Origin of the sequence: Sulfurovum sp. TSL1 (assembly GCF_019972135.1) — a bacterium.
Lineage (GTDB): Bacteria > Campylobacterota > Campylobacteria > Campylobacterales > Sulfurovaceae > Sulfurovum.
Genome location: NZ_BPFI01000003.1, coordinates 37655 through 62231, shown reverse-complemented (window position 1 = coordinate 62231; position 24577 = coordinate 37655). Strand labels below are relative to the sequence as shown.

The 24577-nt window shown below is 43.6% G+C and carries 25 protein-coding genes; 8 read left to right on the top strand and 17 right to left on the bottom strand.

Annotated elements, in window-relative coordinates; translation table 11 throughout:
- Positions 1–91: 91 nt before the first annotated feature.
- The 3 genes from rpsG (at position 92) to LDM98_RS10740 (ending at position 3222) form a co-directional block, all read left to right on the top strand.
- Complete coding sequence (rpsG, locus tag LDM98_RS10750) at positions 92–559, top strand: 30S ribosomal protein S7 (RefSeq protein ID WP_223899415.1); 468 nt, start codon at positions 92–94, stop codon at positions 557–559.
- An 11-nt stretch (positions 560–570) separates the two neighbouring features.
- Complete coding sequence (fusA, locus tag LDM98_RS10745) at positions 571–2661, top strand: elongation factor G (protein ID WP_223899414.1); 2091 nt, start codon at positions 571–573, stop codon at positions 2659–2661.
- A gap of 195 nt (positions 2662–2856) precedes the next feature.
- Positions 2857–3222 carry a hypothetical protein gene (locus LDM98_RS10740; RefSeq protein ID WP_223899413.1) on the top strand — a complete coding sequence of 122 codons (366 nt, stop codon included), beginning with the start codon at positions 2857–2859 and terminating at the stop codon, positions 3220–3222.
- A gap of 15 nt (positions 3223–3237) precedes the next feature.
- Here the strand turns inward: LDM98_RS10740 and LDM98_RS10735 are convergent, their stop codons facing one another.
- The 10 genes from LDM98_RS10735 to LDM98_RS10690 all read right to left on the bottom strand — a co-directional run bounded on the left by LDM98_RS10735 (position 3238) and on the right by LDM98_RS10690 (position 12952).
- The gene (locus tag LDM98_RS10735) at positions 3238–3579 is read right to left on the bottom strand and encodes a DUF2853 family protein (protein ID WP_223899412.1); all 342 of its coding nucleotides are present in this window, start codon (positions 3577–3579) and stop codon (positions 3238–3240) included.
- Between the two features lie 54 nt (positions 3580–3633).
- On the bottom strand, positions 3634–3870 hold the full coding sequence (locus LDM98_RS10730; RefSeq protein ID WP_223899411.1) for a helix-turn-helix domain containing protein: 237 nt from the start codon (positions 3868–3870) through the stop codon (positions 3634–3636).
- Between the two features lie 79 nt (positions 3871–3949).
- Entirely contained in the window at positions 3950–4327 is a 378-nt protein-coding gene (queF, locus tag LDM98_RS10725) for a preQ(1) synthase (protein ID WP_223899410.1), read from the bottom strand.
- A 10-nt stretch (positions 4328–4337) separates the two neighbouring features.
- Positions 4338–5765, bottom strand: coding sequence for an EAL domain-containing protein (locus LDM98_RS10720; protein WP_223899409.1), 1428 nt, complete (start codon positions 5763–5765; stop codon positions 4338–4340).
- A complete protein-coding gene (gyrB, locus tag LDM98_RS10715; RefSeq protein ID WP_223899408.1) occupies positions 5765–8080 on the bottom strand; it encodes a DNA topoisomerase (ATP-hydrolyzing) subunit B in 2316 nt (771 codons plus the stop codon). Before gyrB ends, LDM98_RS10720 begins: the two co-directional genes overlap by 1 nt.
- 92 nt (positions 8081–8172) lie before the next feature.
- Complete coding sequence (tsaD, locus tag LDM98_RS10710) at positions 8173–9186, bottom strand: tRNA (adenosine(37)-N6)-threonylcarbamoyltransferase complex transferase subunit TsaD (protein ID WP_223899407.1); 1014 nt, start codon at positions 9184–9186, stop codon at positions 8173–8175.
- Positions 9183–9725, bottom strand: a complete 543-nt coding sequence (locus tag LDM98_RS10705; RefSeq protein WP_223899406.1) for an alpha/beta hydrolase — start codon at positions 9723–9725, stop codon at positions 9183–9185. Before LDM98_RS10705 ends, tsaD begins: the two co-directional genes overlap by 4 nt.
- On the bottom strand, positions 9709–10779 hold the full coding sequence (gene dxr, locus LDM98_RS10700; protein WP_223899488.1) for a 1-deoxy-D-xylulose-5-phosphate reductoisomerase: 1071 nt from the start codon (positions 10777–10779) through the stop codon (positions 9709–9711). The genes LDM98_RS10705 and dxr overlap by 17 nt, the downstream gene beginning before the upstream one ends.
- A 12-nt stretch (positions 10780–10791) precedes the next feature.
- A complete protein-coding gene (locus LDM98_RS10695; protein ID WP_223899405.1) occupies positions 10792–11550 on the bottom strand; it encodes a phosphatidate cytidylyltransferase in 759 nt (252 codons plus the stop codon).
- A 58-nt stretch (positions 11551–11608) separates the two neighbouring features.
- Positions 11609–12952, bottom strand: coding sequence for an NFACT RNA binding domain-containing protein (locus tag LDM98_RS10690; protein ID WP_223899404.1), 1344 nt, complete (start codon positions 12950–12952; stop codon positions 11609–11611).
- 161 nt (positions 12953–13113) lie between these two features.
- On the opposite strand from LDM98_RS10690, the gene LDM98_RS10685 reads away from it, so the two are divergent.
- Positions 13114–14394, top strand: coding sequence for a 3-isopropylmalate dehydratase large subunit (locus LDM98_RS10685; protein WP_223899403.1), 1281 nt, complete (start codon positions 13114–13116; stop codon positions 14392–14394).
- Here the strand turns inward: LDM98_RS10685 and LDM98_RS10680 are convergent.
- From LDM98_RS10680 to rpsU, 6 genes are all read right to left on the bottom strand, one after another.
- A complete protein-coding gene (locus LDM98_RS10680; RefSeq protein WP_223899402.1) occupies positions 14391–15122 on the bottom strand; it encodes a succinate dehydrogenase/fumarate reductase iron-sulfur subunit in 732 nt (243 codons plus the stop codon). The two genes, LDM98_RS10685 and LDM98_RS10680, sit on opposite strands and share 4 nt — an antisense overlap.
- The gene (locus LDM98_RS10675; RefSeq protein ID WP_223899401.1) at positions 15113–16717 is read right to left on the bottom strand and encodes an FAD-binding protein; all 1605 of its coding nucleotides are present in this window, start codon (positions 16715–16717) and stop codon (positions 15113–15115) included. Before LDM98_RS10675 ends, LDM98_RS10680 begins: the two co-directional genes overlap by 10 nt.
- A complete protein-coding gene (locus LDM98_RS10670) occupies positions 16714–17649 on the bottom strand; it encodes a D-2-hydroxyacid dehydrogenase (protein WP_223899400.1) in 936 nt (311 codons plus the stop codon). The genes LDM98_RS10675 and LDM98_RS10670 overlap by 4 nt, the downstream gene beginning before the upstream one ends.
- Positions 17646–18521: a hypothetical protein gene (locus LDM98_RS10665; protein WP_223899399.1), complete on the bottom strand. Its 876-nt coding sequence runs from the start codon at positions 18519–18521 to the stop codon at positions 17646–17648. Before LDM98_RS10665 ends, LDM98_RS10670 begins: the two co-directional genes overlap by 4 nt.
- Before the next feature lie 11 nt (positions 18522–18532).
- Positions 18533–19696: a formate-dependent phosphoribosylglycinamide formyltransferase gene (gene purT, locus LDM98_RS10660; RefSeq protein ID WP_223899398.1), complete on the bottom strand. Its 1164-nt coding sequence runs from the start codon at positions 19694–19696 to the stop codon at positions 18533–18535.
- Positions 19697–19831: 135 nt separating this feature from the next.
- Positions 19832–20044 carry a 30S ribosomal protein S21 gene (rpsU, locus tag LDM98_RS10655; protein ID WP_223899397.1) on the bottom strand — a complete coding sequence of 71 codons (213 nt, stop codon included), beginning with the start codon at positions 20042–20044 and terminating at the stop codon, positions 19832–19834.
- Between the two features lie 131 nt (positions 20045–20175).
- Here rpsU and LDM98_RS10650 point away from each other — a divergent pair, with 131 nt between their 5' ends.
- Positions 20176–21594: an NAD(P)H-hydrate dehydratase gene (locus LDM98_RS10650; RefSeq protein WP_223899396.1), complete on the top strand. Its 1419-nt coding sequence runs from the start codon at positions 20176–20178 to the stop codon at positions 21592–21594.
- Positions 21595–21648: 54 nt separating this feature from the next.
- Positions 21649–22206 (top strand): phosphoribosylglycinamide formyltransferase, encoded by a 558-nt coding sequence (gene purN / locus LDM98_RS10645; protein ID WP_223899395.1) that lies wholly within the window; start codon positions 21649–21651, stop codon positions 22204–22206.
- Here the strand turns inward: purN and thpR are convergent.
- Entirely contained in the window at positions 22203–22703 is a 501-nt protein-coding gene (thpR, locus tag LDM98_RS10640; protein WP_223899394.1) for an RNA 2',3'-cyclic phosphodiesterase, read from the bottom strand. The genes purN and thpR overlap by 4 nt on opposite strands.
- A gap of 173 nt (positions 22704–22876) precedes the next feature.
- Between thpR and LDM98_RS10635 the strand changes: the two genes are divergently transcribed.
- Both LDM98_RS10635 and LDM98_RS10630 read left to right on the top strand, forming a co-directional pair.
- Positions 22877–24010: a site-2 protease family protein gene (locus LDM98_RS10635; protein ID WP_223899393.1), complete on the top strand. Its 1134-nt coding sequence runs from the start codon at positions 22877–22879 to the stop codon at positions 24008–24010.
- Positions 24011–24089: 79 nt separating this feature from the next.
- Entirely contained in the window at positions 24090–24362 is a 273-nt protein-coding gene (locus tag LDM98_RS10630; RefSeq protein WP_223899392.1) for a DUF4389 domain-containing protein, read from the top strand.
- The last annotated feature ends 215 nt before the right edge of the window (positions 24363–24577 follow it).

Below are 24577 nucleotides of genomic sequence, written 5' to 3'. Positions count from 1 at the left end.
CTAGAAATAGACTTGAAACAGGTGTTGTCATTTATCCTTAGGGGACAAGACTTGAGTAAATCAACCATATAAGATTGAAGAAGGAAACATAATGAGAAGAAGAAAAGCTCCCGTTAGACCGGTATTGCCAGATCCAGTACACGGTTCTAAAGTATTAACAAAGTTCATCAATGCAGTAATGCTTGATGGTAAGAAAAGCACAGCGCAAAAAGTAATGTATGCTGCGTTAGAGAGAATTGAATCAAAATCTGGAGAAAAAGGTATTGACGTATTCAACAAAGCGATGGATAACGTGAAACCTGTCATGGAAGTAAAATCTAGAAGAGTAGGTGGTGCAACGTACCAAGTGCCTATCGAAGTTAGACCTGTAAGACAACAATCACTGGGAATCAGATGGATCGTTGATGCAGCTAGAAAAAGAAATGAAAGAACAATGATGGAGCGTTTAAGTAATGAACTTATGGACGCTGCAACTGAAAAAGGTTCTGCTTTCAAGAAGAAAGAAGATACGTATAGAATGGCTGAAGCGAACAAAGCGTTTGCTCACTACAGATGGTAAGGAACTAAGTTATGGCAAGAACGCACAAACTTGAAGACGTAAGAAACATCGGTATTGCTGCTCACATTGATGCAGGAAAAACGACAACAACGGAAAGAATTCTTTTCTATACAGGTGTTGAACACAAGATTGGTGAAGTACATGATGGTGCTGCGACTATGGACTGGATGGAACAAGAGCAGGAAAGAGGTATTACGATCACTTCTGCGGCTACAACTTGTGAGTGGCTAGGTAAACAGATCAACATTATCGACACTCCGGGTCACGTTGACTTTACTATTGAAGTTGAACGTTCTATGAGAGTACTTGACGGTGCTGTTTCAGTATTCTGTGCTGTTGGCGGGGTTCAACCGCAATCAGAAACAGTATGGAGACAAAGAAACCGTTATGGTGTACCTTCACTTGTGTTTGTAAACAAAATGGACAGAACAGGTGCAGACTTCCTTGAAGTTGAGAGACAGATCCGTGAAAGACTTAAAGGTAACCCATTGGTTATCCAGCTTCCTATCGGTGCTGAAGAGAACTTCGAAGGTGTTGTTGACCTTGTAAAGATGAAAGAAGTTGTATGGGATGCAGAAGCTGCAATGGGTTCTGCATACAGTGAGCAAGAGATTCGTCCTGAGCTTCAGGAACAAGCTGAAGAGTACCGTGAAAAGATGATCGAAGAGATCTCTTCAGTAGACGGTAATGAAGCGCTTATGGAAAAATACATGGAGGGTGAAGAGCTTACTCAAGATGAGATCATTGCTGGTATCAAAGCTGCAACGATCGGTATGCATGTCGTACCAATGCTCCCAGGTACAGCATTTAAAAACAAAGGTGTTCAAACACTACTTGACGCTGTTGTTGCTTACCTTCCATCTCCTGTTGAAGCACCTGCGATCAAGGGTACTATGATGGAAGATGAGGAGAAAGAGGTCATTGTTGATTCAACTGATAATGGCCCATTTGCTTCACTTGCGTTTAAAATCATGACAGACCCATTTGTTGGTCAATTGACATTTATCCGTGTATACCGTGGTTCTTTAGAATCAGGTTCTTATGTACTCAACTCTACAAAAGAGAAAAAAGAGCGTATTGGTCGTATCATGAAAATGCACGCGATCAAACGTGAAGAAGTATCTGAGATCTATGCGGGTGAGATCGGTGCTGTTGTTGGACTTAAGAATACAACAACAGGTGATACACTTTGTTCTGATAAAGATAAAGTAGTACTTGAGAGAATGGATTTCCCTGAGCCGGTTATCTCTGTCGCTGTTGAACCTAAGACAAAAGCTGACCAGGAAAAAATGGGACTTGCACTTGGTAAACTTGCTGCAGAAGATCCATCTTTCCGTGTGAATACGGATGAAGAGTCTGGTCAAACAATTATCTCTGGAATGGGTGAACTTCACCTTGAGATCCTTGTAGACAGAATGAAAAGAGAATTTAAAGTTGAAGCGGAAGTTGGTGCACCGCAAGTTGCATACCGTGAGACTATTAGAAAATCTGTGGAAAAAGAATACAAGTATGCGAAACAGTCTGGTGGTCGTGGGCAGTTCGGTCATGTTTACCTTAGAATCGAGCCTCAAGAGGCAGGGGCAGGGTATGAGTTTATTGATGAAGTTAAAGGAGGGGCTATTCCAAAAGAATTTATCCAGCCGGTTAACAAAGGTATCCAGGAAGCGATGGCAAGAGGTATTCAGGCAGGATACCCTGTTGAGGATGTAAAAGTAACTCTATATGATGGTTCTTACCATGATGTTGACTCATCTGAAATGGCGTTTAAACTTGCTGGTTCTATGGGATTCAGAGAGGGTTGTAAAGTAGCGAATCCAGTCATCCTTGAGCCATTGATGAAAGTTGAAGTTGAAGTACCTGAAGACTATATGGGTGATGTTATCGGGGATGTTGCTAAAAGACGTGGTCAAGTATCGGGTATGGATGACAGAGCTGGTAACAAGATCGTGAATGCCTTCGTGCCACTTTCTGAAATGTTCGGTTACTCAACAGACCTACGTTCAATGACTCAAGGTCGTGCAACGTATGCTATGGAATTCGATCACTATGAAGAGGTTCCGTCTAACGTAGCTAAAGAGATCATCGAAAAAAGAAACAGCTAATTTAGCGTTTCTTTACGATATCTTTGACCGAATGGATTTTACTCCGTTCGGTCACTTACTATCTGTAAGCTCCCTCACTACACAAAATCCATTCAATCGAATCTACAGCAAATTAACACCAAATTTAAACTTTATCTAAATATTATTCTATTTTAATCTTTTGCATTGGCATAGCATAGTATTTAAAGGATATCCATGAGAGTAATTATTGACCTTATAGAAGATGTAAGAGAGCAGATAGGTAACCATGAAACCTATGAGGTGATGGCCGGCCTGCTTAAAACAGATGCGCGCGATAGTGAAAAACTTATCTATGCGGGAGAAGCACCTTTAAACACTGTGGATCTAGAGAGAGAAAAAAGACAACTGAGATTCAAGATAGACGGCAGTGATAAGAAATTGACGATAGGAGAGCTTATCCCCTCGATCTTGATACTGGATATGGAGGCAATGCTATTTGAGCTTAAAATGGATGTTAATGCCCAATATAAAGATATGGAGATCGTTGGATTTGGTAAAAATGATGCGCAGAAGAGATATATCTTGTTCATCAAGATATAAAACTTCTTTTAGTACTTAATCATAGAGAGATTCTTTGCCAAACTCTTTGGTAAGGAGTGCATAGAAGAGCGCTCTGTATTTATGTCTGTTCGATGTGCCCATCGCTTCACATACTTTTGTGATCGCAGCATCTAATGTGACATCATCTGCATCAACCCCTAATTTATTCCCTAAAAAATTCTTTTTGACGGTGTCAAGTTCTGCGCGGTCCGAACAGGATACCGTTTCCGCATCCTGTTGATAGATAGATGGCCCTAATCCAGCCGTAACTTTGGCAATGAGGTCTTCTGGGAGACCTAAACCTAATTCTTTGGAAACAGCCACATAGTGTTCAATTTTTTCATCTAATTTACTCATGATGTCCCTTTAATAAGATTTTATAACGCTTTTTATTATAGCTATAAATACCCTTTAGGTCAAATACTGAGGTTTTTGTGCCAGTAGTATCCAATTCAGACTGATCTTATGCTTCTCACAGAAATGGGCCAGTGATTCATAGGGGATCTTTTTGCGTCTTTTGATGACCGCAAAGTATTGGGGATCGAGTTTCAGAGAGTCAGCTATATCTCGGTCTAGTATTTTTTCTTTCTTGGTCTGTGCAGAGAGGATCTGTTTGACTCTTTGCATCACTTCATGAAAATCTATCATGGGTGTCCTTACTGTTCATATAAGCGTATCATAATAGATTTTTTGAAGAGAATTTAAATGTATGTCAAATTGTAATGTTTTAGTTTTTTGTACTGTCTATCTCTATGACGGTATGCACATTCCCTCTGGGGTTAAAGTCTGCGATAAGTTTCATAGATTTAGGCTTCAGCTTGCTGTAAAGAGTATCATAGATCTCATTGGCAGAGTTTTCATGAGAGATATATCTTCTCATAAATGAATTGATGTAGAGTTTGAGTGCTTTCAGCTCTATCACCTTCTGATCTGGTTGATAGCTGAGTTTGATCGTAGCAAAATCAGGATATCCTGAGCGGGGGCACATACACATGAACTCAGGCAGTTCAATATTGATCGTATAATTTTTTTGATGCTCATTAGGCCAGTAATTCTCTTCACTGTGAATATCAAATTCCAGTATCTCTTTTTCACCGTATTTCATTGTTTTTCCTTTAGTTGTATCTATTGATTAATGTTTCTTCATTGATGGATTTGCTTACCCCAAATCCCTGTATGTAGTCAATACCCAGCGTTTTGAGTTTGTTCTCCTGGGTTTCATTGTCGACCCACTTGGCCACCGTCTGTACGTGTAACTCTTTTGCCATATTGATTAAAGAGTGTAGCATAGCATACGTGGTTTCATCTTCCAAGTTTGTCACATAACTCCTATCAAACTGTATCATGTCAAATTTAAAATGCTTCATATATTCCATGGAAGCATTGGAGGAACCAAAATTATCGATGCAGATACGTATCCCAAGGGATCTAAAATTCTTGAGGGTTTTAAGGTATCCGCTAAGGTCATGGTGTGTTTTACGTTCATAGAGCTGGATAATGAGACGAGACGGGTCGACCTTTTTTGCCTCTAGGTAGGCAAAGAGTTTTGCCTGAAAAGAGTGGTCTCTGAGTGAAAAAGGTGAGAGATTAAAGGTAAAGGAGATCGTCTCATCCACAAGGGGCAAGAGGTCTATGACATGTGTGATCAATGTGAAGTCATACTCTCTTCCCAGACCCAAGCGGTTAATAATAGGTAGAAATACACGCGGCAGGATGTCCTTATGGGTTTCTGACTTCAGCTTGACCGAGATTTCGTAGGTATCGATCTTATGGCTGGATGTGTTCATGAGAGGCCTGAACGATAAAAGTAATTTTTTCTTTTGGATCGTAGCAATCACCTCTTTTTCTATACCCGAAAGTTCCTGGGCATCTTTTGTCTTAGGGTTATCTTTCTCTTGACTGTCCTCTTCAGATTGGCTTGCGAGGATATCCCGAAGTTGCAGTATGGCTTTCGTAAAGTCTCCATGGGGATTCGTGATAATCGCAAATTTAAACTCCACGTCAATATCGTTGATACTGCCGTTCTCTTGTATCAGCGTTTCCAAGATCGTTTCTATATGGGTATAGTTGTCATTCAGTGCGATCAAAAATTCTGAACCGCGTCCCCGGCCTATCAGTACCTTTTCTAAACCGTTTTGTTTGAATATGAGGTTCAATTTCCTGGATACGGTATAAAGAAGATTATCTATTTGGTCGCTGCTGTAATTTTCACTTAACAAAGGAAGGTTTTCAATACTTAGGCATGCCAGAGATTTTGGTTTATACGCTTGAAGTTTTTTGACAAATGTTTTTTTATTGAACCCCTGTGTGGTTTGGTCGAGGAACGTTTCCTGCACACTGAGATTCATTAAAAAATAAATGTAGTAGATGGCAATAAAAGTGATGGCAGCAAGCAGTACCCCATCTTTCAGCCCAATGTTGATCGTATTTTCATGATCCAGTGTTGTGTAAAAAACAAGAAAAACAAGAATGAGTATGGGCATACCGGCTCTAAGCGCCAGTATAAAACGTCGTCCTCTTTCTTCTTTTTGTGAGTAGAGCATTAAACATCCAAGTGTTTTACATCTTTGGCATGGCTTTCAATGTAGTTTCTTCTAGGTTCTACTTCATCTCCCATGAAGAGTGTGAAGGTATCACTGGCACTCTCATCGTCCTCTATGGTCACCTGTAACAGTCTTCTGTTCTCCGGCGTCATGGTTGTTTCCCAAAGTTGTTCGGGGTTCATTTCCCCCAAACCTTTATAGCGCTGGATATAGGCACCTTTTTTTGCTGAACTTTCAACCTCGGTAAAGAGCGTAAGAAGGTCCTGGTCTTTAAATTCATCGGTAATGTGGTCATTGATCTTTTGGTGTATATGTATCGCTTCATTATAATGAGGGTTTGTAAAGAGTAGCTCATCCACGATGAGTTCTTCGAGTCCATCATTGGTTTGTACAAAGAGATGGATCGTATCTTCAGTGATGGTTTTGTTGAGGATGTTATAACCCAGTTTACCAATGTAGGCTTCTATTGTTTTTGCAAGTTCTTGGTTATTTGTGCCTATCACATCAGGGTTTTCGATCATATAACGAAGTACTTCAGGCAATGCAAAACGTTTTTCTATCTCTTTGAGTGTCATGCGGTAGTATGCTACCAGTTTAAAGAGGTCCACAAGGTCTGCTTGCCCCATAGTACTGCTTTCAATCGCAGAGATACCGTTCTCTATCAGATAATCATTGAGCGCTTTTTCATCTTTCAGGTAGACTTCATTTTTACCTTTTTTGTAACGGTAAAGCGGTGGCTGTGCAAGATAGAGATACCCTTTTTCAATGATCGGTTTCAGGAATCTAAAGAAGAAGGTCATAAGCAGTGTCTGAATGTGAGAACCATCCACGTCGGCATCGGTCATGATAATGATCTTGTGGTATCTTAATTTCTCTTCATCAAACTCGTCACCGATACCGCAACCCAGTGCCGTGATCATATTTTTGATCTCGTCAGATTTGAGGATCTTTTCCAAACGTGCTTTCTCTACGTTAAGGATCTTACCTTTGAGCGGCAGGATCGCCTGGAAAACCCTGTCACGCCCCTGCTTGGCAGAACCACCGGCAGAATCCCCTTCCACCAGGTAGATCTCAGAGATCTCAGGGTCTTTGCTTTGGCAGTCTGCAAGTTTACCCGGGAGTGTTCCCACGCTCATAGAGTCTTTACGTTTTACCAAGTCTTTTGCACGTTTCGCTGCATCTCTACCTCTCGCGGCAAGAAGTATCTGTCCCATGATCTCTTTTGCTTCCAAAGGGGTCTCTTCAAGGTATTTGTTAAAGTGTTCAGAGAAGAATTTCTGTACCAAAGGACGTACATAAGAAGATCCCAGTTTCCCTTTGGTCTGTCCTTCGAATTGTGGTTCAGGGACACGTACAGAAACGATGGATATCAGACCTTCTTTACAGTCATCACCTGTGATTTTGGTCCCTTTTTCTTTTGCATTGGCATTTTTAGCGATATATGTTGCCATAGAACGTGTAAGACCCGCTCTAAAACCTGCCTCGTGGGTACCGCCCTCCGCTGTTTTAATGTTGTTGACAAAAGAGAGTGATTTTTCTGAGTCTGAATCACAATACATGAGTGCGATATCGATTTCGATATCATCCATTTTACCTTGGAAGAACTGTGCCGTTGAAAGAGGTGTCTTTGTATTCATATCTTCAACGAATTGCTTGATACCACCTTCAAAATGATACATTTCTTTCGTACCATCACGGTCATCTTTAAATTCGATAGTGATCTTTGGATTCAGGTAACAGAGTTCTTTGAATCTTTTCATCAAGATCTCTTTTTGGAAAGTGACACTGTCTTGAAAGATGGTCTCATCCGGCCAGAACTCTACTTTAGTACCATGTTTTCTTGTTGTGCCTGTTGCTTTCAGTACCTCCTGCGGGATACCTGCTTTAAATGACTGCTCATGGATCTCACCGTCTTTAAAGATGGTAAGGCTTAAGTCTTTGGAAAGGGCATTTACAACAGAGACACCCACACCATGAAGTCCACCTGAAACCTTGTAGGTATCTTTATCGAATTTACCACCGGCATGTAGGACGGTCAGTACGACTGTTGCTGCTGATATTTTTTCGGTTGGGTGCTCTTTGACAGGGATACCACGGCCATTATCTTCAATGATGGCGGAACCCTCTTTAGTAAGTGTGACCTTGATCGTATCACAGAACCCTGCCATCGCTTCATCGATAGAGTTATCTACGACTTCGTATACAAGGTGATGAAGACCTTTTGTCGATGTATCACCAATGTACATACCAGGTCTTTTTCTTACCGCTTCTAGTCCTTTAAGAACTTTAATATTACTAGCACCATATTCTGACATGTTAAGACTCCATTTTGTGGGGGTATAAGTATATATATTTTAGCTAAAACTAGCTTAGATATTTCGTTATCAAACGGGGATTACAGTGACAATCAAAGAAGCATCCCGTTTTGTTGTTTTTTGTTGCTTACAATATCTATCTCATTGGGATCAATGAAGAGATTTCTTTGATAGGCTTCAAGTGCATATCTTCCTATCATGGCCGCATTGTCTGCACAATATTCAAGGGGTGCCACATGCATCGTTTTCCCGAATTCATCACACAGGTCTTGATAGGCATTCCGCAGGTATTTATTTGCGGAGGCTCCGCCGACAATGGCGAAGTCTCTGATCTTCTCTTTGGCAAAGATCTTTTTGCTTTTTTGAAGCAGGTGAAGCTTGACCGCTTTTTGAAAGGATGCAGAGAGATCTGCCTTATCCTGTTCGCTCATACCTTCACTGCCGCCAAGTGCTTCTACTTGAAGTCTGACGGCATTTTTCAGTCCCGAGAGTGAAAAGGAAATAAGGGGAGAGTTGCGTAACGGTACAGGCAGATCGAAACGGTTTTCATCTCCTTTAAGAGCCAATGCTTCTATGAGGGGTCCTCCGGGGTAGCCCAAGCCCATCATTTTGGCACATTTGTCAAAACTTTCCCCCACTGAGTCATCCATACTGGTAGCAAGGATCTCCATATGCTCAAAACTTTCAACCCTGATGACCTGTGTATGCCCTCCTGAGATGAGAAGTACAAGCAGGGGCATAATAGGTTCTTTTTCGATAAAAAGTGAGTAGATGTGCCCTTTGAGGTGATGTACAGGGATAAGCGGTATCTCAAGCAGCGTACTTAAGGTTTTCGCCATCGCTATACCCTCAAGCAGCGTGACTCCCAGTCCGGGTTGGTTGGTGACCGCTATGGCTTTGAGCTTTTCAAAGTAGGGCTGGGTCTCTTTCAGGATCTCAGGCAATGCAACAGCATGTAGTCTCGATGCAAGTTCAGGGACCACACCTCCGTAACAGGAGTGTTGTGCCTCCTGGGAGATCTTCTTATGATAGAGGACTTTTTTGGTGGCTATTTCAGTGATAGCTATGGAGCTGTCATCGCAGCTGGATTCAATACTTAAGATCATGCTCTGTCCAATACAAGTTTTTCTATAAGGTTCCATTTACCGTAGCCGCTGTCAGCATTGATATGGCCCGCATCCTTGATCACAGTGAGGGGGATATCATACTGTTGTGCGATACTTGTGGCCTCTCCCACCTGGATATACGGGTCATTGTCCGAAACGATCATCTGTACCTCTTTGGCATAGAGCTTTTCCGGCAGTTGGCAAGGGAAAAAGGTTTTGATGGTATCAACTTCAGTTGTGAGGCTCGGTGGAGAGACCATAAAAAGTCTTTTTATATAAGGTACTTCTTCCTGGCAGAGCCAAAACCAAAGTGTATTGGCCAAAGAATGACACACAACAGTATCTGGTTTAAAATCTTTAAGTATCTCTTTGAGTTGCTTGATCCACCTGTTCTTGCTGGGAAAGTGACAGTTGTCAAGCAGAGGGAAAGAGACTGTCCCATAGTTTTTGGCGATGGCAGCAGCCAGTTCTGCTTGCCAGTGCGGTGCATCGCTGCCTCCCCAGCCATGCAGGATGAGTACTTTATCGTTGTTTGACATACGCTCTTACCTCTTGATCTATTTGGATAATGTCATCGATGTTCGATGCTTTCACCGCTTCAAACTTCTTATAGGCATCTAAAACCATTTCACTCATACCAAAGAAAGAGCATTGATCTTCCTGAAATGCCTGTATCGCTTCTTCATTGGCTGCATTGACCACGACACCCAAATGGGCATGCTCCAGGATGTGTTCTTTGATACTCCAGATAGGGTAACGTTCCGTTTCGATCGGCAGGAATTCCAAGGCACCTATGCTGAGCAGGTCTGTGGGAGGCAGGATGGCTTCTTCTACCTCTCCTCTGAGTGCAAAGGCAATAGGGAGTTTCATGTCCACCCCCGCAAAGTGTGCTGTGGTAGAACCGTCTGTGAATTCTGCCAGTGCATGGATGATCGACTTCTTTTCTATCACTGCATCTACCTTTGTGGTATCAAAGAGCCATTTTGCTTCTAGCAGTTCGAACAGTTTATTGGTCATCGTGGCTGAATCGATGGTGATCTTGTTCCCCATGGACCAGTTAGGGTGTTTGAGGGCATCTGAAAAGGTAGCCTCTTTCATTTTGTCCAGTTCCCAGTCTCTAAATGCACCGCCGCTTGCAGTGATATAGAGTTTAGAGATAGGCCGTTCATTCATGAGGTACCAGAGTCCAAAGTGCTCAGAGTCTATCGGCGTGATAAGTGACATATCTATGAATTCTCCTGCAACCACCAGAGACTCTTTGTTCGCCAATGCAACGCGTTTGCCAAGACCGGTGGCTTTGAGGGTTGGAGCAAGACCGGCATAGCCTACGAGCGCATTCACCACCGTGTCGCTATAAGACATCTCTATCAGATCCAAAATACCTTGTGCCCCGCAGAGTACATGGGGATGATCCACTTTGGCTTTGTCTGCTTCGTTGGCGATAGCCACCACTCTGGGTCGGTGTTTTTTGATCTGGGCATTCAGCAGGTCGATATTGTTGCCTGCGGCAAGCGCTTCTATGGCAATGTTATAGCGTTCTGCGATGATGAGGGTATTGACCCCAATGGAGCCGGTAGAACCGAGTAAAACGATGCTGGACATAGATTAGAGCAGGGATCTGAGTGCGATGACCATGATGACTGCACCAAAGAGGTAACCGTCTATTCGGTCCAGTATACCGCCATGTCCGGGGAGCAGATCTCCGGAGTCTTTTACTCCCGCTTCACGTTTAAGATATGACTCAAAAAGATCTCCAAATACTGAGGCTACGGAAGTCACAACCGTAACAATGATCGCGATCTTCCATTCTACGACAAAAAGTCCGGCAAAACTACCTGCAAGGGTGGCTATGATAATTCCGCCAAAAACACCTTCGAGTGTTTTGTTTGGAGAGGTATCTGAAAATTTTGTTTTGCCTATGGTTTTGCCTGTAAAAAATGCACCGACATCCGTAAGTGCTACGGTGACAAGGAGCCAGAACATAGACGCGATACCAAAATCCTGGTAGAGGATCAGGAAGAAGAGTATGCCGCTCACCGGGTAAAGGAAAGGAAGGAGCAGCCTTTTGTCAAAATTATGAAAATAGGCAAGAGAAGAAGCAAATATGACGGCCATGAAGAAGAACAGGTCATCCGGATTAGGGTAAAAATAGGCAACCAGCCATAAAAGAGAAGCCCATACATACATAGAGGGACCGGTAAGTTTGAAAAGTTTCATCGCTTCATAAAAGGCGAACATATAGATAAGACCTAAAAAAGCCCACATAATAAAAAAGCTATCTATCCAACCGATCAATCCAACAACTGCCAATAGTCCAATACCCGTAAGCCATCGTTCTTGATAATCTGTAAATATTTTTGTCATGGCGATACCCTCGTTTTTTAAATGAAGAATATTATAGCACGCTTTGGGTTAGAAGGTACTAGACTCTGATCTCAACGCCTTCTTTTGTGACAGAGATCGTGTCGTATTTGTTGTAAAGTACATTGGACCCTTCTTGGACTTTGACAAATTTACGTTTGGTGTAATCGACCTCATAATCCCCGGGATTTTTGACAGAAAAATCTACACAGAGCTTTGCGGCAGCTTTGAGTACGGAATCGGGCAGATTTTGTTTATCGGTCCTGATGATGACATGGCTTGACGGTACATCACGTATATGCATCCAAAGGTCGTTGGCTTTTGCCATTTCCAGGAGTTTTTGATTTTCATGACTGTTACGTCCTACCAGAACTTTATAGTCTTCTATCCAGAAGAGTTCTCCCTCTTTCAGACGCTCTTTCTTACGTTTGGACTTTCCCCGTTTGGGTACAAGAAGTTCAAGTTCATACGGGTCTTTTGCCTGTTCGATCGCATAGTAGATATTCTCATAGAACGTTTTTTTGCTTTGCAGGTTCTCTTTTTCTATATGCACATTCTTGGCCTTGTTCTTAGCACGTTTGGAGAGCTTGAAAAAGTGATCACTCATACGGTTGACCTTCGTATCTTTAGGCAACTTTATGGTAATTTCATTGCCTTCAAAATCATAGGTCTGAAGCTTTGTGTCATAGGGCTTTATCTGATAGAGATTGGCCAAGATGAGGTTGGCATACGCTTTGTACATCTGCGCTTCATCATTCAATTGCGCTTCATCGGGAAGTTTCTCTAAAACCTGGTTCAGTTTTTGGATCTTTTTATCGGTCAGTGAGAGTTTCTGTTTTTTTAACTCGGAAAGTTTTTTCGCATGTACCTGACGATATTGCTCTTCAAGATACGTATCAACATCGGGTATCTTTTTGCTCTCTTCTGTGCGTCTGAAAGGGGGTATGGCAAGAAGCTCCATACCTGGACGGATGACACGGAAAGAGCTGTCCGCATCAATATGTCTCAGCGCCTCGATAACGACTTCATTGTCATCGATGAGGATCGCATTGGTATTTTTACCTGTAAATTCCAACTGCAGATAGATGATCTTGTCCTTATAGGAACTTTTGGGCGCGAGTGTCAAACGCAGGATCCGGTCTTCGTTCGGTACCTCCACGGAGAGTATCCTGCTGGCGGAGAGAAGGGTATGAAGCAGGGTGTCAAAAGGTGCATTATAGCCTTGGATCGGCCTTTGTGACGGGGCTTTGTAGATGAAACTGTGCCCTCTGGTCATATTGAAAAAGTAGCTGTCATATTTGTCAAATACCAACTCTATCGTATTGTCCTCAACACGTCTGGCCCGACTGATAAAAGAGAAGTCATTCAGACGTTCGGCGATGGCTTTGAGTTCGTATAATTTCATGTGGGTCTTTCTTCATAATTGTAGTGAAATTCTAGCATAATTTTTTTTCGCTATAATTCGCGTAATATTATCATAATTAGAACGATCAAGTAAGTTGCCATGGCGGCAGCATGGTTTTTTGGACTGTGTTCAAAAAACGTTCTAGAATAAAAGGACAACCTATGGGACAAACTATGACAGAAAAGATCTTCTCGGAGCATGCAGGGCGTGAAGTGCATGCAGGAGAGATCGTTAGAGTAGATATCGATATGATCATCGGAAATGACATTACCACACCTATCTCCATTAGAGCATTTGAAGAGTCAGGTGCGGAAAAATTGGCAAGACCGGACAATTTTTGTATCGTAATGGATCACTATATTCCGGCAAAAGATATTGCTTCAGCGAACCAGGCAAAAATTTCCAGAGATTTTGCCTATAAACATGATTTGAAATACTTTTTCGATGAAAAAGATATGGGTATCGAACATGCACTGCTTCCGGAAAAAGGGTTGGTTGTTCCTGGTGATGTGATCATCGGCGCAGACAGCCACACCTGTACCCATGGTGCCCTGGGTGCATTTTCAACAGGTATGGGAAGTACAGACCTTTCATTCGGGATGATCACGGGCGGTAACTGGTTCAAGGTACCTGAGACGATCAAAGTGGAGTTGACAGGTATACCGGGTGAACACATTTACGGGAAAGATATCATCCTGGAACTGATCCGACAGATAGGTGTGGACGGTGCTTTGTATAAAGCCATCGAATTTACAGGTGAAGCGATCCAGCACCTTGGTATGGCAGACAGGTTTTCTATCGCGAATATGGTGATCGAAGCGGGGGCTAAAAATGGTATCTTTGCCGTGGATGATATCACTTTGGCGTACCTTGAAGAGAGAAAAGAGATCAATGGTGGTTTAAGAGCCGAACCCAAGATCCATGTTTCTGATGCAGATGCCGAGTATTGTCAAGTGATCACGATAGATACTGGAGCACTTTCACCGGTGGTCGCTTATCCTTTCCTGCCGTCAAACGGTAAGCCTATTGAGCAAGCGGTTGCGGATGACTTAAAGGTAGACCAGGTGATGATAGGATCTTGTACGAACGGACGTATCGAGGATCTTCGTATCGCAGCGGAGATCATGAAAGGCAAAAGGGTGGCACGCCATACACGTATGATCGTAACGCCAGCTACACAGAAGATACTTCTTCAGGCACAGCATGAAGGTTTGATGGATATCCTTATCGAAGCAGGTGCCGTGGTCTCTAACCCTACTTGTGGTGCATGTTTGGGTGGATATATGGGAATACTCGGAGACGGTGAGCGTTGTGTGGCTACCACCAACCGTAACTTCGTAGGCCGTATGGGTGCAAGAACCTCAGAGATCTACTTGGCGAACTCAGCGGTAGCTGCAGCTTCAGCCATAGCAGGGAAGATCGTGGATCCTAGAGACCTCTAAAATCCTGCATTGGGGTCGAACCCAAATCCTCCGCCGCCAAAATCCGGCGTGCCAAAACTCTGTGTGGTAAAAGAGGGATCCTGATATCCCTCCTGTACAGAGAGTCCTCTTAACATCGTAATGTCCATTTTTGGGTCTATGCTCTTAGGACACACAGCCGTACACTCTCCACATAAGATACAATCCCATACCCCATTACTCTGAACATTATCTATAATGTTTTTTGCATTGCTTTCACGTTTGTCCGTAGTGTAACGATACGCGCGCGTCAGTGCGAAAGGTCCGAGAAAGTCAGGGTTGACTGCATAGACAGGGCAGGCAGAGTAGCAGGAGTCGCAGAGTATACAGTCGGTTTGTCTTTCAGAAAGTTTTTCATCACGATGTGTGAGTGAAGCTTCCTGTGAAGTGTGCAGCCATGCAGTACTTTTTAGGAGGGTCTCCTTGGCTCTGTGTTTGTCTACTTTGAGGTCACGCAGTACGGGATGGTACTGTAGCGGTTCTATGATATCTCCGGGTTTTACTTTGTAGGCACAGGCAAGTTCCTCTCTACCGTTCACACGTACGGCGCACGTACCGCAGACCGAAGCACGGCATCCTGCAGAAAAGGTCAGTGTGGCATCTTGTGTCTCTTTGATATAGCTCAAGGCATTCAAAAGAGGGATCTCACCTGCAGGCAGTGTATAGGATTGGTGGGTATTGGTTTCAGAGCGAAGGATCTTTATTTGCATGTTGTTTCCTTTTTCCACTGGATGACAGTATGTTTTTTCAGTGCTTCATCTTCCTGTTCAAACCCGACCTTGTAGTGAGCCCCACGGCTTTCATCTCTGGCAATGGCCGAAGTGATGATCATAGGGGCTAAAATCAGGGCATTTTGAAACTCCAAAAAGTCTATGAGGTTCTGGTTGTTCGAGCGGCTTTTATCGGAAATCCCCATCTCTTTTTGCATCTCTTGCATAGCGGACACTTCGTTCAGTGCGTCATGGAGATGCGCATTGTCCCTGACGATACCAACCTTGTTATAAAAAAGGTTCCCCAGCTTCTCTCTGTAAGGGTAAAAGTTGACACCCGCTTTTTGTGTATAGAGTGCTTCAATCGCTTCTGCATCTTTTTGTTGTTGTGTGTCATCAACAGGTTGTGAACTTGCATCAAGCGCATATTGATAGGCATGTTCTCCTGCCAGTTTTCCAAACGCTGTGATCTCAAGCAGGGAGTTCCCGCCAAGGCGGTTGGCACCATGTACTTTTACATTGGAGCATTCACCCACGGCAAAGCATCCCTTGATCCCCTGGACCTCCAACGCCTGATCTACCTCTATCCCACCCATCGTGTAGTGGGCAACGGGTTGGATGGGGATAAGCTCTTTTGCAGGGTCCACATGTTCATGCAATTTACAGAGTTCCACCTCCTGCGGAAGCAGTTCCATGAGCTTCTCCTCTCCCAAATGACGTACATCCAAAAAGACACGCTGCCCCTCTTGGATCTGACTGAAGATGGCACGGGCCACTTCATCACGCGGTTTGAGTTCATCCACAAAACGCTCACCCTTCTCATTGACCAGATAGCCGCCTTCTCCTCTGGCAGATTCAGAGACCAGAATGGAGGAGTGTTTGAGCGCTGTAGGGTGGAATTGGATGAATTCCATGTCAGAGACTGCCCCGCCTGCACGCAGTACGGCTGCTACACCATCTCCGGTAGAACCGTAGGCATTGGTCGTAAATCCATGATAGAGTGCGCCATATCCGCCTGTGGCGATGATCACAGATCTTGCGCTGATCTGTTTCACCTCACCTGTACGTATATCCAAAAAGGTGGCACCTTTGACAGTTCCTTCATTGGTAACGAGATTGAGTAGATAGTGTTCATCCAAAAAGTCGATCTCTTCTTTTAAACAGGTGTCATAAAGGGTATGGAGTATCTTGAGTCCGGTGTAGTCCTGGGCATAACAGGCACGTTTTGCCGAGGCTCCACCCATTTGACGCTGGGCGATGGTTTGGGTACCGGATTTTCCGTTGTCAAGTCTTGAAAAAGGTACACCCAAACGCTCTAGCCATGCGATGGTCCCGGGCGCATTTTCACACATATATCTGACCATTGCTTCATCACAAAGTCCCTTTGCCGACTTGACGGTATCTGCAATGTGTGAATCGATATCATCCTCACCGACATTGCCAAGGGCAGCGTTCATACCACCTTGAGCCATAGAGGTCTGTGAATTGGTAGGATAGGCTTTCCCCGCTACAGCGACCGAAGCCCCGGCATGTTTTGCTGCAAGTGCCGCTGTGAGTCCGGCACCGCCAGAACCGATGATCAGTACATCTATCATATGCGCTCCATAAATAGTTGAATATTTTCTACAATACCTTCAAGAAGCTTTTTTCTCGCTTCGATACTTGCCCACGCCATATGCGGTGTGATCAGGAGCCTCTCTTTGTGTTTGATTTCATTGAGTCTGTTGTTGAGTATGAGCGGCTCTTGTTCAAGCACGTCCAGTCCGGCATACAAGGTTCGTCTGTCAAGCTCCAAGGCCAGGTCTGTTTCATTGATGATGCCTCCCCGTCCGAGGTTGAGAAGGATCGCTCCCTCTTTGATAAAAGGAAGGTTGTTTTTATTGATGAGGTTATAGGTATCCTCATTGAGCGGTGCATGAATAGAGATGATATCACATGATTTGAGCAGAGATTCTAAACTTTGATGCGGGTAGGCATGATGAAGATTCTTCCCGCTTGTGGAGTGGTAAGAGACCTCTGCCCCGAATGCTGTGGCGACCTTGGCAACCTCCTGGCCTATGGTTCCAAACCCGATAATCCCCCATTTTTTCCCTGAGATCTCATAAAAGGGTTGACTGACATCGGTAAAAAGCCCTGATGCACTCCATGATCCATCTTTTACCACGGTATCATAATATGCCATTTTTTCAAGGAGATAAAGCCCCATGGCAAACGTATGCTGTACCACACTCTTGGTTGAGTATCCCGAAACATTCTTGACCTCTATCCCTTTTGATCCGGCAGCCTCCAGGTCTACATTGTTCATGCCTGTGGCAGCGATGCAGATGAGTTTCACTGAAGGGGTTGCTTCCATCATATCTGCAGTGATGACCACTTTATTGGTGATAATGATATCTGCATTTTGGATGCGTTCAAGTGTCTCTTCTTTGGAAGTGGTCTGGTACACGGTCAGTGCGCCAAAAGACTTAAGTGCAGTGATGTCCAGGTCACCACCCAGTGTTTTAGCGTCTAGTAATACGATATTCATCTATTGCCTTGGTGTTGAGGTATGGGTGTAGCATTCGTGTCTGCACAGGAGGGTGTTTCTGTGATGGTCAGGGCACAACCTGCATCCCCTCCTGCCCCCAGGAAATCAGAAGAGAGTTCCAGTGTACTGCTTTGTACCGGTGTAGATTCTGTCGCGTCTTTAACCATCTCTGCTTTATGCTGTGCATCAAAATATGCAATGATCTTTCTATCACCCTTTAAAATGGTCATGCTTGAGGCCTCTTTGATAATGAGCACAGGTATAGTACCGATATCCACAAATTTTAAAAATCCTCTGGCATTGATCTCTTTTGAAGCGATAGGGGTATAGGCTATATCATGTTCAGAAAAATACGCTTTGACTCTTTTACAATGGCTGCATGTCTCTGACTGTATGAGGTAGAGACCGGGTGTGGTCACAAAAGATCTATTTTTGGGAATGGTCAGTGTATTCAAACCTAAAAAAATGAAAAGCACGGTAGCCAGAACAACAGCAAAATGCCTTATTTGACTGAAGAGTGCAATGAGAAGCAGAGAGGAGAAGACACTGAGGCAAAAGAGACAGGGTTCAGGGTTGGCTATGAACTGGTAGCCAATGATGGTTGCTTCAAAGGCTATACCCGCATAAAGCATTATGAAAAAGAGTGTGTCAAAAAAACGGATTTTGCGTGAAAGGTAGCCGGCAATGATCAAAGAGAATACGCCGGCCAAACCAAAATAATTGAGATAGACATGGTCAAATCTAAGGAGTTCTCCTGCCAGTGCACAACCGACTTCTCCGCAAAGAGAGGTATGTTGTAACCTTAGATAGGTTTCAATAGCAATGTAGACAAAGAGTAAAAAGGGTAAAAACACCCTGGCAAAAAAATGCATCAGTGCTCCCCCTAGTTGTCTGAAATGGATTCTACGATCTGTGCGGCTCTTCTTTTGGCTTCTTCTACTTCATCAAGTACGAGACTGACTGCCATACGACGGCCTACATGTGATTCGGGTTTACCAAAGACCCTGACAAAACTGTCTTTGGTAAAGGCAGTGTCCGGTACTTCAAGTGTAGGAGTATGGCTTTCATGTTTGGCTTTGTAGGCACCACAGGCACCAGAACCGTAGAAGGTAAAGTCAAGAGGGAGTCCAAGTACTGCTCTTACATGCAGTGCAAATTCACTTTGGCTTTGTGTCACGAGTGTGACCATGCCTGTATCATGAGGACGCGGACTGAGTTCGGAGAAGTAGACTTCATCATCTTTCACGAAGAATTCCACGCCGAAGATACCGCGACCACCCAGGCCGTCAGTCACTGCTTTTGCGATCTCTTGCGCTTTTTGAAGTGATGCCGGAGTCATTTGCATCGGCTGCCATGAGAGGATGAAATCTCCATCCTTTTGGACGTGTCCTATGGGTTCACAGAAGGTGGTACCTGTTTCGTTACGTACGGTCAAAAGCGTGATCTCATAGTCAAAAGGTACGAACTCTTCTACGATCAGTTCAGAGGCATCTCCCCGTGCTTCTTTTGCCATCTCCCAGGATCTTTCTATATCATCCGGGGTTCTTGCAATGCTCTGTCCATGACCTGAGGAACTCATCACCGGTTTGATGACACAAGGGAAACCTATACGTTCACCTGCTGCTTTGAGCCCATCGAGTGTCGTGACGAACTCATAGTTACTTGTTTTCAGTCCCAGCTCTTCGGCTGCAAACACACGGATGTTCTTACGGTTCATTGTTTTATTGACCGCTTCGGCATTTGGGATCACATGAAAACCTCTGGCTTCTGCTTCAAAGAGCGCTGCGATGCTGATCGCTTCAACCTCAGGCAGGATAAAACTCGGCTGCTCTTTTTCTATCAGTGCGAGTACGGTTTCTTTGTCCTGCATATCTATGGCATAAGAGCGGTTGGCAACAAGGTGCGCAGGGGCATTCTCATATTTATCTACTGCGATAACTTCTATACCAAGTCGTTGTGCTTCAATAGCCACTTCTTTACCCAGTTCACCTGAACCCAGGAGCATGATTTTAATAGCGTCTTTTTGTAATGTGGTCGTAAATGTCATAAGAAAACCTTCGAAAAAATATGAGATTATTCTAGCGAAAAGTTAAATAATGTGTAATGAGTTAACGGAAAATTTGTGTGGTTTAAGTAAAAAAGTGAGATGAGTCGCAGGGCAAAGGCCCTGCTGCTGTAAAAATTACAGTCTTGACTCGTATCTTCTAAGCATGAAGAGTTTTTTAAGGATTTTCTTGCGTGTTGCAATCTTCTCTTTTTTTCTCTTTTCAGTCTCAGTTTCGTGATATTGTCTAGCTCTAGCTTCTGTCACGATAAGGTTTCTGTCGCATTGTCTTTTGAATTTTCTGTAAGCATCATCAAAAGAGTCACGTTGTGATAGTATAATTCCTGGCATCGAAAAGCACCCCCTTCCTTATCAAGATTTTTTGGTTCTGAACCAAAATAGATAAATTATGAATGGGATTATATCGAGTTAGTATTAATTTGTGATAAAATGGGAAAATATAAGTAATCGAAGGAGTCAGGATGCAAAAAGTATTTGAAAATTGTTATGCCTTGGATAAAAGATGTTATGAAAGCTATGGGCTGAATGAAGACATACTTATGGAGCACGCAGCTGCAGGTATGGCTGACTATATCCGTGAATATTTCCCCAAGGGTGCCTCTGTATTGATCGTAGCAGGCACCGGGAACAATGGCGCAGACGGTATTGCATTGGGACGTCAGCTTCATGGAGATTACAAGATCAAACTCTTTATCCCTTTTGGCTTGCATTCGGAGATGGCAAAAGTGCAGTTGGAACGCGCCACGCTTTTAGGTCTTAAAACAGTCGATGAGGTAAGCCAGTCAGATATAGTGGTGGATGCGCTTTTTGGTGCAGGCCTCAATCGGAACATCGATGAGAATACAGAACATCTACTGCATCAGCTCAATGCACTCAAAGCACACAAGATCGCCTGTGATATCCCTACAGGTGTAGGAGAGAAAGGCACACTCATGTCTATGGCATTTCATGCAGATGTGACCTTGACCATGGGAGCCTATAAGGAAGCATTGTTTTTGGATGCCTGTAAAGATGTGGTAGGTGAACTCTTACGTGTTGATCTTGGCGTCAGTTCACTGTTCTATGAAGGAGAGAGTCACACCTTTCTGCTTGAGAAGTCTGATCTGAAACTTCCCAGCAGAACGGCACAATCCACGCATAAAGGCAGCTTCGGACATGCCGCGGTATTTTGTGGAGAAAAGGAGGGTGCGGGGATCATCTCTGGCATGGCTGCGGCTACATTTGGTGCAGGGCTTACGACACTGGTGGTCCATGAAAGGATCACACCGCCTCCTTATCTGATGCACACCACGGTTGTGCCTGACAATGCATCGGCCATGGCCATAGGTATGGGGCTGGGGTGTCACTTTGAGAGTGAATTTTTGCAGAAGTATGTGGTCAAAAGCCACTTGCCTATCGTCTTGGATGCAGACAGTTTCTATAATACAGAGATCTTGGCTGTCTTGGAACAAAAAGAGAGGGAGATCGTTATCACCCCGCACCCTAAAGAGTTTGTCGTACTGTGGAAAACATTGACAGGGGAACAGTTGACAGTGACCCAGGTACAAGACAAACGTTTTGAAATGGTGCGAAAGTTCAACGCCAGGTATCCGCATATTACGCTTCTGCTGAAAGGGGCCAATACCCTGATCATGCAGGAAGAGAGACTCTACATCAACCCTTTGGGATGTTCCAAACTCAGTAAAGGAGGGAGCGGAGATGTGCTTTCGGGTCTCATTGTTGCACTGCTTGCACAAGGATATACGGCTATTGATGCAGCCATTCAGGCTTCTTTGGCCTTAGTGATCGCTGCACATCAGTATGAGGGCTCTTCATATGCGATGCTCTCTACGGACCTGGTAGAAGAGATAGGAAAACTAGAGTGTACAGTTAAGGGCTAAAACGCTACAATTCGACGAACATAAGCATGATAGACCAAGGCAGGAAAGCATTGAATGGCAAAGGGTAAAAAAATAGCTGTACTTTTTAGCGGTAAAGGAAGCAACTTCGCGTATATTGTCAAGACTTTACACCATAAAGGGTATGAAGTGGTTGTTGCCTTGACAAATAATCCCGATGCAGAGGGGATAAACATAGCCAAAGAAGCATTCATCCCTCTTGAGATCATCGACTCAAAAACGTATGAGAGCAGAGAAGCCTTTGATTCTGCAGTGGTGGAATGCCTGCAAAAGTACACACCCGACCTCACGGTACTTGCAGGCTTTATGCGTATCTTGACCCCTATCTTTACAGAGCAGGTCAAAAGTATCAACCTGCATCCCTCTCTGCTCCCAAGACACAAAGGGATGAATGCCATAGAGAAGAGTTATAAAGATGCATATACCCATGGCGGTGCATCGGTGCATTATGTCACTTCCGAACTTGATGGAGGAGAGGTGATCCTGCAAAAAGAGGTGGCCAAAGAGGGGCTGAGCTTTGAAGCTTTTGACAAGAAGGTACGGAGTATTGAAAAAGAGGCACTGGTGGAAGCCATTCAAAAGGTGCTCGGCTAAGTTTTTTTGACGGTATATCTGCGACTGTATTGTGCGCCTTTAGAAGTGAGTTTGCTCTCATAAAGGTATATCTCAGGGAGTATCACCCCTAAAGATCTTTCACGATAGGCCTTGAGTTTCTCTTTGTAGGCTTTGTAGTCATGTATGGTTTGGATACGACACAGTGTAATATGCGGTTTGAAACGGTAAAGATCAAAACCCGCATCTCTGAACTCCCTCGCTTTATTATAGAGTACTGTCTCTTTTGATTGGGCAAAAAATATTTTCGGCGGCCGTCCAAAATATCCTAATGCTTTCATAGTGGTTTGATGTTCCAAAGGAGAGAGCTCTTTGAGTTTATCAATGACGGTGTTTACCTCTTTCACCTCCCCTAGAAATACCCAGGTCAGATGCAGACTTTCCTCTTCTACCCACTTTCCTTCAATAATCTCTTTGAAGTCCTCTTTGATAGAAGTATAATCATTAAGGATGACAGGTGAAGCGATGAAGAGTCTCATGGAAGTTGCCTTTTTTATAATGCATTATGACATTTTGACATACTTTTTTACTTTTTCCTTTAGATGTAAACTGATTCTGTCGAGGAATACGCTGAAGGTGAAAAGGAAAAGAAGATAGCATAAAAAATCGCTATAATTAAAAAATGATCTTATAAAAGTTGTAAAGGTACGGCATGTTAAAAAGAAAAATAGCACTATTCAAACTGCTTGGTTTTACCGTATCGCTCGATGTGAGCTGGGGTATTATCCTTTTTTTGGTGGTATGGTCGCTCGCTAAGGGTTTCTTCCCGAGCTATTTCCCGGGACTTGGCATGCAAACCTACTGGTGGATGGGGGTTATCGGAGCCATAGGGCTTTTTGTTTCCATCATCATCCATGAGTTTTCCCATGCCTTGATCGCCCGTAAATACGGCATGAAGATCAAGGGTATCACACTCTTTATCTTTGGGGGTGTGGCTGAGATGCAGGATGAACCCAGCACGCCTAAAAGTGAATTTTTGATGGCGATCGCAGGACCGATAGCCAGCTTTACACTCTCTATACTCTTTGGCGGATTGGCGCAAGTCGCAGAGACCATGAAGTTCTCCCTACCTGTGATAGCAATTTTGAGCTATTTGAGTATGATCAATCTCTTGGTTGCGGTTTTCAATCTGATACCCGCATTCCCAACCGATGGGGGACGGGTGCTTCGTTCTCTTTTGTGGTGGATAAAGGGGGATATCCATTGGGCGACGCAGCTCGCTTCACGTATCAGTCTGATGTTTGCCGTTGTGATTATCTTTATGGGATTTATGCATATGATAGGAGGTAACGCCATAGGAGGATTATGGTGGATACTTATCGGATCTTTTCTTTTCTTCGCAGCGAATGCTTCGTATCAAAGATTATTGATCAAGGAGTCATTTGAAGGAAAAACCGTACGCCATTTTATGAACACGACACCCGTGACCGTGCCTTTTGATATCACATTGCAAGCATTTGTTGACAGGTATCTCTATCACTATCACTATAAAATGTTCCCCGTGGTCAAAGGGGGTAAGATCTCCGGACTTATCACAGTTCAGTTGCTAAAACAGCATACACATGAAGAGTGGAAACATCTTTTTGTCGGACAGGTCATGGAAGAACCCAATCCATCCAATTCAATCGCATCCAATACGCCTATCGATGATGCCCTGAACAGAATGAACGAAAGCGGATACACTCGTATTCTGGTCGTTGAAGATGATAGAATTATCGGTATCCTCACACTCAAGGACCTGCTTGAGTATATCGCACTGAAAATGGAATTGGAAACCATTCCTTAGAAGTGCTTGTTTTATAGACAGATCGTATTTGCAGGAAGAGGAAGAAATTTGATATAATCAAATCAAAAAGGGAGTCAAAATGGAAGAGATCGAAACGAATGAACGTGAAAAACCGGGTATCGTAAGAGCGCTTTATATTCTTTTATATCTGGTCATAGGCAGATTTATCTCGATGGTGCTTTTTGTGATAGCCATTACGCAATATATTTACTATTGGCTGACAGGCGAACCCAATGAGAAGATCTTGCACTTTACAGAAGGTTTGTCAGAGTACGCAAAACAGCTGGTCTCTTATGTAGGTTTCAATACAGACGAGAAACCATGGCCATTCGGTGACTGGCCGGATGTCTAAATATAAGTTTATACTTTCTTCTTAGGATGGCAGCACGCTAGTTTTTGCGGCTGCCTAGCCAAATACAACCCTATAAAGTGATAGATTTATATGCTTTTTTTTGATCTACTGAAACTTCGTAAAACCAAGTGGACGCCTTCGTGTGACATAAATGTGACATCTACTTCATCTAATATTGTCAATACTGTTTCCAGGGATTAATAAAGATGCAAAAG